The organism is Dapis hubbardiae BLCC-M172, from assembly GCF_050016015.1.
Classification (GTDB): Bacteria; Cyanobacteriota; Cyanobacteriia; order Cyanobacteriales; family Microcoleaceae; genus Trichodesmium.
This window is the reverse complement of record NZ_JBNHEQ010000039.1, coordinates 18,334-33,533: the sequence shown is the minus strand read 5'-3', so window position 1 is coordinate 33,533 and position 15,200 is coordinate 18,334. Positions and strand designations below refer to the sequence as shown.

At 35.0% G+C, this 15,200-nt stretch carries 11 protein-coding genes; 7 read left to right on the top strand and 4 right to left on the bottom strand.

All coding sequences use genetic code 11. The features are described from left to right. Window positions 1-1,992 (top strand): PEP-utilizing enzyme (locus ACP6PK_RS04390; RefSeq protein ID WP_426558089.1); only part of this gene is annotated, 1,992 nt, incomplete at its 5' end. A gap of 893 nt (window positions 1,993-2,885) precedes the next feature. On the opposite strand, the gene ACP6PK_RS04385 is transcribed toward ACP6PK_RS04390, so the two are convergent. Next, window positions 2,886-3,035, bottom strand: coding sequence for a hypothetical protein (locus ACP6PK_RS04385; protein ID WP_426558087.1), 150 nt, complete (start codon window positions 3,033-3,035; stop codon window positions 2,886-2,888). A 340-nt stretch (window positions 3,036-3,375) separates the two neighbouring features. Then, on the bottom strand, window positions 3,376-4,557 hold the full coding sequence (locus tag ACP6PK_RS04380; protein WP_426558085.1) for a tetratricopeptide repeat protein: 1,182 nt from the start codon (window positions 4,555-4,557) through the stop codon (window positions 3,376-3,378). A 940-nt stretch (window positions 4,558-5,497) separates the two neighbouring features. On the opposite strand from ACP6PK_RS04380, the gene ACP6PK_RS04375 reads away from it, so the two are divergent. Beyond that, window positions 5,498-6,424, top strand: coding sequence for a glycosyltransferase family 2 protein (locus ACP6PK_RS04375; RefSeq protein WP_426558083.1), 927 nt, complete (start codon window positions 5,498-5,500; stop codon window positions 6,422-6,424). A 477-nt stretch (window positions 6,425-6,901) separates the two neighbouring features. Continuing rightward, window positions 6,902-8,491, top strand: coding sequence for a hypothetical protein (locus ACP6PK_RS04370; protein ID WP_094672492.1), 1,590 nt, complete (start codon window positions 6,902-6,904; stop codon window positions 8,489-8,491). A gap of 180 nt (window positions 8,492-8,671) precedes the next feature. On the opposite strand, the gene ACP6PK_RS04365 is transcribed toward ACP6PK_RS04370, so the two are convergent. After that, window positions 8,672-9,622, bottom strand: coding sequence for an alpha/beta hydrolase fold domain-containing protein (locus ACP6PK_RS04365; RefSeq protein ID WP_426558081.1), 951 nt, complete (start codon window positions 9,620-9,622; stop codon window positions 8,672-8,674). A gap of 268 nt (window positions 9,623-9,890) precedes the next feature. Continuing rightward, window positions 9,891-10,709 carry a PHP domain-containing protein gene (locus tag ACP6PK_RS04360; RefSeq protein WP_426558079.1) on the bottom strand — a complete coding sequence of 273 codons (819 nt, stop codon included), beginning with the start codon at window positions 10,707-10,709 and terminating at the stop codon, window positions 9,891-9,893. An 848-nt stretch (window positions 10,710-11,557) separates the two neighbouring features. Between ACP6PK_RS04360 and ACP6PK_RS04355 the strand changes: the two genes are divergently transcribed. From ACP6PK_RS04355 to ACP6PK_RS04340, 4 genes are all read left to right on the top strand, one after another. After that, window positions 11,558-11,803 carry a hypothetical protein gene (locus tag ACP6PK_RS04355; protein WP_426558077.1) on the top strand — a complete coding sequence of 82 codons (246 nt, stop codon included), beginning with the start codon at window positions 11,558-11,560 and terminating at the stop codon, window positions 11,801-11,803. 228 nt (window positions 11,804-12,031) lie between these two features. Further along, complete coding sequence (locus tag ACP6PK_RS04350) at window positions 12,032-13,225, top strand: response regulator (RefSeq protein ID WP_426558075.1); 1,194 nt, start codon at window positions 12,032-12,034, stop codon at window positions 13,223-13,225. A gap of 724 nt (window positions 13,226-13,949) precedes the next feature. After that, on the top strand, window positions 13,950-14,318 hold the full coding sequence (locus ACP6PK_RS04345; RefSeq protein ID WP_426558073.1) for a response regulator transcription factor: 369 nt from the start codon (window positions 13,950-13,952) through the stop codon (window positions 14,316-14,318). A 239-nt stretch (window positions 14,319-14,557) separates the two neighbouring features. Next, a complete protein-coding gene (locus tag ACP6PK_RS04340; RefSeq protein ID WP_426558071.1) occupies window positions 14,558-15,055 on the top strand; it encodes a chemotaxis protein CheW in 498 nt (165 codons plus the stop codon). Window positions 15,056-15,200 lie beyond the last annotated feature (145 nt).

The following is a 15,200-nucleotide window of genomic DNA, read 5'->3' as shown; positions in this document are numbered from 1 at the left end:
TTTAAACACTCTGTAGACAACAGGCTATTCAACCCAAAAGATAAAGATAAAAATCCATCTTTAGAGCAGCTAGAAAATCAGGATATTTTGCCTGAAGAAATTATTCAAGAATTAGTAAATCAAGCAGAAGCAATTGAAGAATTTTTTCATGGTTTGCCTCAAGATATTGAATGGTGTTGGGATGGGGAAAAAGTTTGGATTTTGCAAAGTCGTCCGATTACTAATTTGAGACCTATCTGGACGCGAACTATTGCAGCAGAGGTAATTCCCGGAGCAATTCATCCTTTAACTTGGTCGATAAATCGTCCTCTGACTTGTGGGGTTTGGGGAGAAATTTTTACAATTGTTTTAGGGGAAAAGGTAGCAAATTTAGATTTTACGGAAACGGCAACTTTGCTCGGTTCCCATGCTTATTTTAATGCTACTTTGTTAGGGGAAATTTTTAGAATGATGGGTTTGCCGGAGCAGGGTTTAGAGTTTTTATTACGAGGGCAAAAAATGGGAAAACCTCCTTTAAGAAAAGTTTGGTCTGCTTTGCCTGGTTTATGGCGTTTGATTCAAAAAGAAATAGCGGTTGATAATGAGTTTGAGCGTGACTATCATCAAATTTTTGTTCCTGCTTTAGAAAGTTTAGAGAATAATTTTAAACAGAATTCGTCTCAGTCTTTATCAGAATTATTAGATATAGCGGAAAGAATTCAGATATCGTTAATACCAATTACTTTTTATAATATTTTGGGTCCGATAGGTTTGGCAATTAGGCGATCGCTGTTTAGTATTTCTGAGGAATGGTTGCCTACTGATACTGCTCCAGAAATTGTTTCGATTCGAGAATTACAACAGTTGGCAGTTAAGTTAAAAATGACAACTAATTCTGATGGGGAAATAGAGGCAGAGTTTGATAAAAATCGGGAATTACAAAAGGAGTTTCAGCAATGGTTAGAAAGTTATGGTTATTTGAGTGAGGTTGGTACGGATATTTCTGTGGCAACTTGGGGAGAAAAGCCAGATAATTTTCGTGACTTATTATTTGCAATGGCTCAGAATCAGTTATCAGTTAACAGTTATCAGTTATCAGTCAATACAGTAAATTCTTTAAATTTGTGGCAGAGGTGGCGACTGGCGCAATGTGCAAAGCGTGCAAGAACTAAAGGTAAAATTGCTGAAGTTTATGGAAAACTTTTAGCTTATTTACGACAGACGTTTTTGGCAATAGAAAAATATGGATTAGAAGTAGGAATTTTTGAGCAAAAAGGAGATATTTTTTATTTGGAATTTGCGGAAATTCGCCAATGGATTTTATCAAAAGAAAAAAATCAAGAAGGTAGTGTAGGTTGGCTTGAAGGAGAAAACTCAACAAAAAGATGCTCCCTAAACCCCCTTGAGAAGGAGGGAATGACAGAATCTTCTGTAGGTTGGGTTGACGAAGGAAACCCAACAAATACTATAGGAGTTGAAGAATATGAGGAAATGTTTGAGGATCTATTCCCCCTAACTCCCCTTGATATCTCCCCAACTCCCCAACTCCCTAGCCCCCCGCAACTCAAACAACTTATCCGTCAAAGAAAGGAACAGTTGGAAAAAGATGGCGATCGCCAAGTTCCCTCGGTAGTTTATGGGAATGTATTACCTCAAGAAAGTAGGGAAACTTTCTCTAGTGAGGAAAATGTTTCTATTTTACAAGGGATACCAGGAAGTGTTGGTTGTGTGGAAGGTTATGTCAAGATTTGTCGGAGTTTAGAGGTAAATCTTGCTGAGTCGGAAAATCTAATTATAGTTGTGCCTTATACGGATGCTGGTTGGGCACCTTTGTTGTTGAAGGCAAAAGGTATTATTGCTGAGGTGGGGGGGCAGTTATCCCACGGAGCTATTATTGCGCGGGAGTATGGTATTCCAGCAGTAATGAATATTTCTGGAGCGATGACTCGTTTACAAGATGGGCAAAAAGTTAGGGTAGATGGATATCGGGGAACAGTGGAATTATTATCTTAGATAATTGAGATAATTAGCATTTACTGTAATGTTATGCAAAAGCATTCATCTTTATAGCAGTACGTTTTTTTGCTTAGGCAGTAAATCTTGCTCAAACTCACTGATATATTACTTTTAAATATTGCCCCTGTTCGTTAGGAGACATTTTTATGATAACCACTTTATGATAACCACCATTGCCAAAACAATACATTTCTAATTGATTGTTTTTGATGATATATAGAAGCCCTAAGCGTATCTTGGGCTTTGTTGCGAGTTTTTGGCTCAGTCCTCAGTCCTCGTAGGGGCGTTTCATGTCGCTCCGCGAAACGGCCGTTAGCTTCGCATAACTATCGTTAACGCCCGTACAGTCCTCAGGAGATTAAGAAATACTCAGAGGGGAAAAAGGTAGAATAAGCGGCTCCCATCTCCCCACCCTCCGCACACTTCCCACACTACCCTACCCCCATCATTTATAAAAAAATAAATACCTTCAGGGGTTCTATACTCCGTAGTAGGAAATTTTAATGATGCGTTCATCAACCCAAAATTTACCTGGTTTTGTAGTTTCTACTTCAGCGGAAACCGATAAAGGAGTTGGTAGTGGTGCATAGTAATGGTAGAGGAAATGTGAGGAGTGTGGGGAGTGTGAGAGGTGTAAGAGCGTGAGAAGAAATTAAAAAATATATATCTTCACCATTACAATGCAGGACTACCAAAAAACGTTCTCCTTTTTATACTTTCTTTCTCCCCCTCTTCTCTCCTGAGTCAGGAGTCAGGAGTCAGTAGAATATATAGAGGAAAAAGGTAAAATCTAGGACTCCTAACTTCATCATCTCCCCTACTCCCCTACTCTCCATCTATAATTCGCGCATAGATCCCAAATGGGTTCTATACCTAGTAGACTGACACAGCTAAAACTGTGCAATAGATTTTTTGTTTCTAGGTGTCTTTTTCTCCCCACCCGGACCACACCTCACATCTAACGCACCATTTAAGGTGTGTCGGTCCACTAGGGCTTGCTGATTAAATATTAAAGCATTTACAGATAAAGGTTTTAGCATTTTTAGTCTAGAAAAAGTACCAGCTTTTTGGTTGATAAAGCTCAAAAAGTGAGCATTTTGGATAGATTATGGCAGAAAAATCACTCTTACTATTCTTCCTCCTGCCTCCTCTATAATTCCCACTTATCCTGTACGGGCGATTTCCGTGCCGGAATACTCCGCAAACGCGAATCGCCCCTACTACTCCTGACTCCTACCCTGACCCATAAGACTTTTTCAGCAAACCCTACCTAATCATCCGGACTTGATATAACTATTCATTAGAAAAGTAGGGACGTTGCGTAGAACATCCCTACAGCAAAGCAAAAAGCAAAATAACGACTAAATTAATAGCAAACGTTCAACTTACCTTTCTTAACCTTTGTTCGTCGTAGACAATACCCAAATTATGAGAAATTATTTCCCAATAAACAGGATAACTTTCCTGAGTATAAACCTCTTGCGCTCTGACAAAACAAGCGATCGCCTCTTCCAGATTATCTTTTCTATTTCCCACCATCCGCTCTAGATAAACATTTCCCAGATTATTGTGAGTAGTTGCCCAGTCTAAGGGAAATTTTTCCTGAGTTCGTACTTTGAGAGCCAAATTATAACAAGCGATCGCCTCTTCAATATTTTCCTTTTTTTCTCCAGCAATACGTTCATGGTAAGCACTACCCAGATTATTTTGGGTACTCGCCCACTCTTGAGGCAACTTTTCTAAACTTCTTACAGTTAAAGCTTTCTGGTAACAACTAATAGCATTCTCCAAATTTTCTTTTCTTTTTCCCGCAATACGTTGTTGATAAGCATTACCCAAATTATTTTGAGTAGTTGCCCATGCTTCAGGTAATGCAGAATTAGTCCTAACTTCAAGAGCTGCATAATAACAAGCGATCGCCACTTCTATATTTTCTTCCAAGTTTCCAATAGTACGTTTTTGGTAGCTACTGCCCAAATTATTTTGAATAGTTGCCCAAACTTGGGGAAATTCTTGACAGGATAAAACTTTTAAAGCAATTTCATAACCTACTATTGCTATTTCTACATTATTACTTTGATTACCCAAAGGAAATTGTAGAATTAGGTTACTGAAATTCACAATATCTAGAGCAATATTTTCTGCTAATTTTGGTTCCATTTTTGGCAGATTTTTTCCTGCCCAAATTTTGAGAACTCTTAATAAATTTTCATTGAGTATATCCTGATTATATTTTAACAATGAATAAGCAGCTTCAAGTTTTCCGTCATTATCTGAGATTACTTGCAATATTTGCATCAGGAAAATTAGAGATTTTTCCTCATCCACAGACAGGGAAGTATCTTCTAAATTTGTCTCTAACATTGTTGCCAAATTTTCCAACCATTGGGCATTCAAATCACCTATTTTTCTCTTAACTTTGGCTGTTTTTCTCATTACTTGAACTAATCCCCGGTCTAGCAAATTTTGATTAGCTTGTAAAATTTTCTTTTCATTACCCGCAGGGGAAACTAATAAGGATTGAATTAAACCGATATAACTGGGAATTTGTTGTATATTCATGTTTTTTTTCCTCAGAGTTTTTTATCTTAGACGCAGTTAATGGAGTCTAAGATAGATATTTTTTTTATCTGTTTGAAACTGATGCTTACCCTGATAAAAAACTTGTCAATAAAAATTCGTAGTTAGTATAAATATTTAGATGGGAAGTTGGTAGAATTTCAGAGCTAATTAATAAAGTAAATCAACGAGCTTGTTTACCTGTTATTTGCATTACAGGGCAGTCAAAGAAAGCAATTATATTTATCAAGCCAACTTTAGACCTCCGATGGTAATCTCTAGTTCAGGAATCTTGCCTTAGCTAAGTTAATGCTAACTCTTGGAGACTAACTTATTTGATTGCTACCTCCCTTCAAACAAAATCAGGCTTTTTTTTGATCGTCTTTATAGATTAACTCTCAAAGATGTTCAGTATATGTTAACTGTATCCCAAATTTATTATAACTAATTAAGTATTGTATATGCTCAGAATTAATCTTTATTATATATCCTTCATCCAGTATCAGTATATTTCCGTAAAGGTTTTGTATTGAATTGTAAAATTTCAAAAAATTTATTGGAGTAGGAAGTAGAGGCAGCAAAAGCAGCAGGTAAAACCAAAAAATGAGATAATTTATTTTTTGCGATTCCCTTAGTTTTTAGGTGGTTGTGAATTGTCATGTCGTGGATTGTAATTATTGTTGTTGCGAGGCACGACAGTGAGAGGATCTTGCTCCTGTGCGAGGTATTGCTTCTTCTTATCTACCATTACGCGAGAAGGACTACAGTTTTTAATTTCCAACAAGGCCAAATACAGAAAATATAGCTCAAGTCAAAAGTCAAAATTTAAAAGCCAAAGCAAATTTTGGTTTTTAAATTCAAAATAATGATACTCTATTTCCAAATTATTATGCTTAAATAGCTAGTTTATATTAAGATTCGTTGAGAGCTAAATATATATCTAATGACAAAATTAATTATTCAAATACCTTGCTACAACAAAGAAGAATCTTTAAGAATAACTCTAACTGCTTTGCCTCGACAACTGCCAGGAGTAGACATTATTGAATGGCTAATAATTAATGATGGTAGTCAAGATCGAACAGTTGAAGTTGCTAAAGAATATGGAGTAGATCATATTGTTAGTTTAGCCAAAGAATTTATGGCAGGTTTAGAAGCTAGTTTAAAAGCAGGAGCAGATATTATTGTTAATACTGATGCAGATAATCAATATTGTGCCGATGATATTCCTTATTTAATTCAACCTATTATTTTGCACCAACCAGAAATTGTAGTTGAGGAACGACCAATTTGGAAAACTAAGCACTTTTCTTATAGTAAAAAATTACTGCAAAAATTAGGGAGTTGGGCAGTAAGAATAGCTAGTAATACAAATGTTCCAGATGCACCTAGTGGGTTTCGCGCTTTTAGTCTAGAAGCTGCCATACAACTTAATGTATTTAACGCCTATACTTATACCCTAGAAACTATTATTCAAGGAGGGCAAAAAGGCATAAAAATAACATCAATTCCTATTAGAACTAATAGTGTATTAAGACCTTCCCGACTGGTTAGAAGTACCCCTTCTTATGTATTACGTTCTCTATTTACTATCCTCAGAATTTTTTTACTTTACAAACCCCTACGTTTTTTCCTAATGTTAGGAAGTGTGCCTTTTAGTTTTGGATTAATTTCTGGTATCCGTTGGTTATTTTTCTTTTTTAGTGGATATGAAAAAACTATGGTACCGACTTTGATTGGAGCAACAATCTTAGTCTTAGTTGGATTTCAGTTATGGATATTAGGTTTAATAGCAGATTTAATGGCAGCAAATCGGAGAATTATGGACGAAATTCAAGTTCGAATGCGCAGACAAGATTGTAAGAATTGAGAATTAAGAATTGAGAATTAAGAATTGAGAGTAAGCATTCAGCTGTCAGCTATTAACTTATTCTTTTTGAAGATTGAGCAAAAATTAAAAGTTACTCTAAAAGTATTTGAGCTAATCTTTCTTAATTAATTAATTACTTAGTGCAGAATTATTACCACGGAAAAACTGAAAGCTGAATGCTGAATGCTAATACCTGAATGCTTACAATTCAGAATTAATTCTTCTATCATAGATAAATTAGCTAAGAGATTTTATACCTGAATTTTTTAGTCAAGCTAAAGTATCCGTTGACTAAAATCCTCAAAAATTTATTGAAAAAATATACTATTGCTCCTAACTTATAACTAATCCCTACTCCCTAAAAAAGATATGCAAAATCCTGAGTCACCTATAACTACCAATCAAACTGATTTATCAGATATAGAATCTCATTTATCCTCCAGTAAAAATGACAAAGCTAAGACCGAAAAAATTCAGATGAGAGACCTATTTGCTGAAGAAGCATTAGCTCAAATACCAAAAATTTTGACATTGCTCGACCGCAATTTACATAGCCCCACCTACGGCTGTTTCGACCGCAATTTTTGGCATTATAAAATTATAGACTTTCCAAGTGGTATGGCTCAAGAATTTGTCTTACCTTTAGCCTTAGCTTATAGTTTAGAAATTCCTAATAATCCATATTATCTCCAGGAAATGATACATAAATGGGTAGAAGCAGGAATTTTATATGCTGCCCATACTGCTCATCCTGACGGTTCTAGTGATGATTATTTCCCATTTGAAAGAGCAAGTGGAGCAACAGCTTTTTCTTTATTAGCTAGTATTGAAAGTTATCAAATATTAGGATTAAATAACTATGAAATCCTCAGTTTTTTTGAGAAACGAGCAGATTGGTTAGTTCATCATTATGAAAGTGGCAAATTGGCTAACCATGAAGCATTAATTGTTTTATCTTTGGAATTACTAAGTAGATTATTAGAAACTTCTAAATGGGATACAGCAAAAACAAATCGTTTGTCAAGATTATTAAGTTGGCAGAGTCAGGAAGGATGGTTTACAGAATATTCTGGTTTTGACCCTGGTTATCATACTCTGACAATATCTTGTTTAGCCAGAATTTATGAATTAAACAAGAGTGAAAAATTAAAATATATTATTACTAAAGCAGTCGAATTAGCTACCCAATTTATTCATCCTGATGGTTCTTTTGGTGGAGAATATGCTAGTCGTAATACCTATAACTTTTTTCCTCACGGATTTGAATTAGTTGGTAAATGGTTGCCTGCTGCTTTGTCGATTAACGACCAATTTTTAATGGGTTTAAAAAATGGTTTAGCTCCTTGTTATGCAGACGATCATATTATTGGTCATCATACCTGGAATTATTTGTTAGCATGGCGAGATTTTGTTATTGAAAGACCTGTTGATATCAATCGTGATGTTGCTAGTATTTGGTTAAAAGAAGCTCAAATTTTGATTAAACGACGACCAGGAACAGAATTATATGTGAGTCTGAATAAAGGTGGTGTTTTTAAGTTATTTCGTAACCAAAAATTAGTTGCTTCTGATACTAATTTATCCCTGCAAGTTAGAAAAGGGAAAAAAGTTTTAAATGCTGTTAGTCATTTGAGCGGTAATTATGATGTGAAAATATCTCAGGAGGAGTTGACTATTTCAGGTAATATGGGTTGGGCAAAACAAACTCAAATGTCACCTCTGAAATTAATAATTCTCAGGTTAGTAATGTTAACTTTTGGGCGTTTTTCCCCAAATTTAATTAGAAAAATATTACAAAAAATTCTGATTACTGGTAAGCAAGATACACCTTTTCATTTCAAGCGCAATTTTAAATATGAAGATGGAAGTTGGCATATTACAGATGAACTTTTTTCTAAGTCTTGGTTGGATGTAATTAATGCAGGTATTGGTTGTGACCAAACTTCTATTTATGTAGTAATGAGTCGCACTTTTCAAATTAATCAATTACAACCTTGGCATGATTTAACAACTGAAATTAAAAAACTTTCTCCCGGTCAACCATTGAGAATTGAACGTAAATTTTAAACGTAAATTTTGACTGTAAGTATTCAGCCCCCAGGTATTAGATATTGCTTTTGGTAAGCTATAAAAGCTTTAAAGAACCACAATTATTTGCAGATAGTTTTTTTGTGGAAAAACCACAAAGAGTAGAGTAGAAACAATATAGTTTGTTATGTCTTTGAGATCCTGAGCTTATTTTCTTTCTTACTTCAAATGTTTATCAAAAAAATCTATTGCCATATCCATCAAACCAGGATCAAAAGCTACCCCCCTACCATGATAATGTCCCCAGTCAGGTTTTCTAACTAACTCAACTTCTACACCTTTTTCTGATAAAGCATCTGCTAATAAAACACTTTGGCTTATTGGTATAACTTTATCTTTTTCTCCGTGCATAATTAGAAAAGGTGGGTCTTGATCATCAATATGAGTAATAGGATTAGCCAGAGCTGATAATTCTAATTTCTGTGATACAGGTCCTCCTAATAATTTATGGGTTACTAGGGTATAAGCATACCATTCTTTGTCTTTGTACTTTTCCTCAACAGCAGCAGTAATAGGTTCTTCAAAAGTGGGAGGAACCTTTGTAAAATCTGTAAGTGGATACCATGCACAAACAGCTTGTACCGCACTAGATATTTCTTGATTATTATCTGTTTCTGACAATTCTTTTACCCCTGCTGATGTTCCTAATAAAGCACTTAAATGCCCCCCAGCAGAAGGTCCCCAAACACCAAAACTATTGGTGTCTAAATCATATTTATCTGCATTTTTTCGCAACCAACGCACTGCATTTTTAACATCCTGAATTTGGGCAGGAAATAGAGCTTCATTACTAAATCTATAACTAATACAAGCCATCGCATAATTTCTTTGCACGACAATTTTACCAGGGCAATATTCTTTTGTTCCGCCTAGCCAACCTCCGCCATGAATATAGATTAATAGAGGTAAAGGTTTATCTGGTTTTTTCTCTGGTAAATATAAATCTAAAAGCAGTGATTTTTCCTGATTTTGAAAGTTATAATTCCCATAAACCAGATTTTGTAAAACTTTAACTTCTATAAGCTTTGTCTGACAACTTGTAATTAATAATGTCAAGACTAGCCACAAAAATTTGGAAATAATATTTTTGATTTTTTTTGAATAACTCATACTTGGAAAAGGGAAAAGAGAATAGGGAATAGGGAATAGGGAATAGGCAGCAAAAATTAAGTCTATAGCTTAACTAGAACTCAAAAATTCAAAAGTTGTTAAGATATTCAGGACTTACAAATAATTTATAATTATACAGCATCTGTAGGGGCGATTTGCCTTTGCGGAGCATTCCGTAGGAAATCGCCCCTACTAGATATAAGGTTTATATGTAAGTCCTGATTAGAATAAACATTAATCACTTGAGTACAAACCTAATTCTAAACTTCTAACTTCTGAAAGCAGCTTGCTTTATCGGTGCAAGCAACTCCATTGGTAAATTCAGCATATTTAAAGTAGTTTCCTCTTTTCCCTGACTATTTGGTCCGTGATAGTCACTCCCACCAGTCATCAATAACCCATAATTTTTACACAACTCTTTTAAATTTTGTACTTTAGTCGGAGAGTGACAGGGATGAAAAACTTCTAATCCCATCAAACCCGCTTCTACCATTTCGGGTAATACCTCTTCCACCTTTCCCCCACGGAAAAGATAGGGATGCGCCCAAACGGCAACCGCTCCACAACTACGCAGTAAACTAATACCTTCAACTATAGAAAACTTCTCATAATGAACATAAGCAGGTTTATCATCCCCTAACCAACGTTCAAAAGCTTCTTGAGGCGATCGCACATAACCCGCTTTAACCAAAGCCATCGCAATATGTGGTCTTCCTGGTGCTACTCCCCCCTCCATTTTTGGCAACTCGATAGGATATCCTAACTCAGCTAAGTTTTCTGCCATCAACTGGGCGCGTCGATGTCTACCAGCAATGCGCTCTTTCAACGGTGGGAGTAACTTATTAGCATCTGGATAAAACCCCAGAATATGAAGAGAACAATTATTATGAACTGTACTTAATTCTAAACCAGGTATTATTTCTATGTTGTAGTCAGAAGCGATATTAATTGCTTCATCACAACCAGATAATGTATCGTGATCTGTTATGGCTAATCCTTGTACCCCGCAATTTGCTGCTTTAATCGCCAATTCTGTAGGAGTTAGGGTTCCGTCGGAGTAAGTAGTGTGACAGTGGAGTTCTAACATAAGTTTTTTTTACCATCAAATTAATCGTTTTAATAATTGTAGTAGCACGTCTAGACTTAATGTCGGTAAGGAGCGAGCAACCACCGAAGACCTCTCCCCCGACCTCTCTCCTTGTAGGAGAGGGGAGTATTTCTCCCCCTTCCCTCTTCCCCCCTTTCACTCGTGGGGTAAGGGGGGAGAGGAAGGGGGTCGGGGGGTTAGGTTTTACCCACATTTTCAAGCTAGACATGCTAGTAGTAACTTTAAATACCCATAATTTTAACATTATAGCAAACTTCAAAAAGGTAGTTTGACAAAATCTCTTGAGAACAAGGGATTTTACCAATGGATAATTGATGATTAATCCTTTTTGGTGTAATAACTTCAGTTCAGGAGAAAAAAAGCTTAGGAGATTTATTATTATTTCCACCTCTCGGTTTTCATTAAGGTAATTATCCATTATCAATTAATGAACTTTTATAGCTTTAAGGATTTCCGTGCCGGAATGCTCCGCTTTCCAGCTAATCTCCAGGGTCGTAACTGCTAACTTCAGCTCAAGTAAAAACTATTGCTTGTAAAGAATTTCAACTGGATCAATGTCCTAACACTTTTTTGTAGTGCTATACATTCTGTGGTTACCCTCATGGTCAAGATACGAGCTAAACCGGATTTTATATTACTGATGAATCTGTGATTCCTGTCTTTTATTGACCAATAAATAAGCTCAATAGCCTCCCCTTGGGTGCGCCGAGCTGTCGCTCTACAAGGGTAGAAAAAAGGAAATTTCCGATTTTCTTGCCTCCTAATTCAGTCAGAGGTACTGATAACTGATAACTGATAACTGAAATGACTCTCTATTTGTTGTAAATATGTACCAAAATTTGTCTATCTCTATTGAGGCTAGTTATCACATTTATTGGGGTGCATCTCAATGGGTGAATAAAGCCAAAAATTTATCGCTTTTAGGGAACAGGGAACACTTAACTGGGAACAGGGAAGAAAGAATAGGTATGGAGGAAAAAAGTATTTTGGCACGCTATGAGATGCACCCATTTATTGGCTACAGTTTAAATATACTTAAGTTGAACAATCTAGAAGAATTGGTATATATTTGAGAATATAAAGAAATAGAACATTGTATGTTTTATCAATAACTTAGTTTCATTTTATATTTTCAAAATCACTTACTTTACCCCACTTTTAATTAGGTAAAATAACATTTATCTGTGATCGAAGTCACATTATTATTGCATAAATCTTAACTTTAATGCAATAATAATGTGATAAATTAAGAATGGAAAATTTTATTTTCAGCGATTAAATAGATGGACACTAATAATGTTATGACATATACAAAGGTTGAGGATTATTCAAATTCTAATTTGGCAACTTTCAATTCAATGTCTACTAACAAACAATTAATCAAATTGGCCAAAACTTTGGATATACTTAGTCAAGGAAATGCAACTGGCAAAGTATTATTAAATATTCCAGCCAAAGAAGGAAAACTCAACATATTCTATGGTAGATTGCTCTATACCACTAGCAATATCCACAGAGTAAGGCGTTGGGAACGAGGGGTCAGATTGCACTCTCCTGACTGGAATCCTATAACCTCAGAAATACTATTAGAGCCTGACAAACCTTGGGAATATTTGCTCCTGTATGATGGAGTTAGCAAAAATCAAATCACTATTTCTCAAGCAAAAGCAATCATTCGCACTGTCACTCTAGAAATATTGTTTTCCATGAGTACCCACCCAGACCTAATACATAAATGGGAAGTAAACCCCGATCATAAATCTGAACTATCCCTTGGTTTATCTCTGTCTTATCGGGAAATAGAACCAATTTTCGCTAAAGTTACTCAAATGCAACATCTATCGAAAAAAGCAGGTTTAGAAAGTTTCAACCCTAACCTTGTTCCTGTTCCCAAAAAACCTGTTACCCTAGAAGCTTTATCTGGTTGGGGTAAATATTTACAGGGCGATCTAACTCTGTGGGATCTTGCTGTCAAACTAAATAAATCAGTATTAGCTGTAACTAATAGTTTACTTCCCTTACTCAAAAAAGGGTTGGTAGAATTGCAAACAATTCCCGATTTCCCAGAACCGAATTTCAAATTATCTTCTTCTCATAAAAATAGAGACAAGACTACACCAAAAAAAAAGCTATTAATTGCTTGTATTGATGATAGTCAAGTAGTTGCTGAAAGATTAAGGAAGATTGTTGAACCTGCTGGATATGACTTGATCGGAATACAAGATCCAATCAAAGGACTTGTGAAAATTGCCGAGGCTCAACCAGATTTGATTTTTCTTGACTTAGAAATGCCTACTGCTAATGGTTATACCGTTTATCAATTTTTACGCAATGCACCAGTATTTGAAAAAATACCAGTAATCATCTTTACAGTTCGGAATAATTTGATAGATCGGAGTCGAGCTAAATTAATTGGACCTGCTGAATTTTTGAACAAAGCTGCTAAACCAGAAGAAATTTTAACCATGATCGAAAAAACATTTGTCTGTGACTAAATAGTTGAGCCGATCGAGAATAAGTCAATATTGCTATTGCTCATTTCACTAAAATATGTTAATAAACTTAGCTACTCACCTCGTTTCATATTTTTGGGTAGTCCTTTGAGAAGCTTGATTTATGCTGGTGGTAGATTCATTTCAGTTATCAGTTATCAGTTATTAGTTATTAGTTATCAGTACCTCTGGCTGAAGTCAGAGGCTGAAAATAATCAACTGTTATCTTTTCATCCCCCTTAAATTCTTATACCAAATTCATGCTTATGCAGTTACGTATTAATTGGTGATTTATTCCTACAATAAAAAATCATCAATGCCATAAATTATAAGAAATTAAACAGTTTTTTCCTCTTTTTTATTGTGTTTTTATTTGACTATTCTCTGTTATATGTTCCCTGTGTCGTGACTGTAGCAATACTTTATGAAATTGGGATGACTCGATCATTTTGATGGCGAAAACTACCCCTATTTGCTCCTTTCAACAGGATAGTATTTAATTACCTACTTGACTTTTGACGAAAATATCCCTACTTATTTTAAGTTAACTAAATTAACTAACCTGAAAAACAAAGTAAAATCACAGAAGAAAGAAAAGGCAATTGTCGAGACACAACTGGGTAATTACTATAGTTTTATGAAGAAAAATAAATTTTTGCCCACATATTAAATAATATTAATCATTAGGAATTATTATTGAATTAGTTTTGATATGGAAAGATAAGCAATGGCAAAGGGAAATGTTTTGATTGTAGAAGATAGTCCAACAGAAGCTACTATTCTGACTGACTGTTTGAAAAAATCAGGATATGATGTCTTGAATGTAACTACAGCAGAAGCAGCTAAAGCTATCTTAGTGCAACAAAATTTTGATGCAATCTTAATGGACGTTGTACTACCTGGTCAAAGTGGTTATAGTTTGTGTAGAGAACTAAAAAATCAAGAAAATACAGCGAATATCCCAATTATTATTTGTTCTAGTAAATCAGAGAAAATCGACCAAAAGTGGGGTATGAAACAGGGAGCATCTGCTTATGTTACTAAACCAGTTGATCGAGAGGAACTTGTAGCAACATTAGAAAAATTGGTTGTTTGAAAAATATGAAAAGAGGGAGTAGGGAGTAGGGAGTAGGGAGTAGGGAGTAGAGAAGAGTTGGAAAAACATTTCAGCTTTCTAAATTCATCATCATTAGTATGTCCTAACCAATTCTTTCTTAGCTATATGTATTTAATTTCTATTCCGGAATGTTCCGCTTTCTAGGCATCTCAGTTTATGCACAATTATTTAGGCTGATAGCTGAATGCTAAAAGCTGATAGCTAGTTTAAAAAAGCCAATGCCAAAACAACTATCATTAAATAGTAGTCAACAATTTATATCTCTAGAAGTTACTAAGACTGTAGAGGTTATATTATCTACCCGTGAATTGGATGAAGTAATTACATTAGACCATAGAACAATCTTACAAATACCAGGTATGCCAACTTCAGTTGCAGGAGTATTTCAATGGCAAGGGGAAATTCTCTGGTTAGTCGATATTGGTTATTTGATGGGTTTTGAACCTTTGCTGTCTACTGGATACTATCAGCAAAAGTTTCGGGTAGTAAAAGTAAAATTTCGAGATAGTTATCTGGGGATTTTAGTGCAAAAAGTAGGTAACTTGATCGATGTTGAAAGCCAAGATATTAGTACAACAGAAAAACAAAAAACAAATTCACTTGTAGAAAAATTTCTTCAGGGAAATTGCAATAATTCAGCAGGAGAAAAAAAGATGATTTTGGATATTGAAGCAATTATTGAATATATAGAAAATGAATTGAGAATTCAGAATTGAGAATTCAGAATTTTAGAATTAAGCAGTGATTTTTTTAATGAGGATTTTGAGTAAGTATTCAAAAAGATTCTTCAGTATAAAGAAAGGTTGCTGATCAAATCTAAAAGCATTAAATGAATTGAGAATTCAGAATTGAGAATTCAGA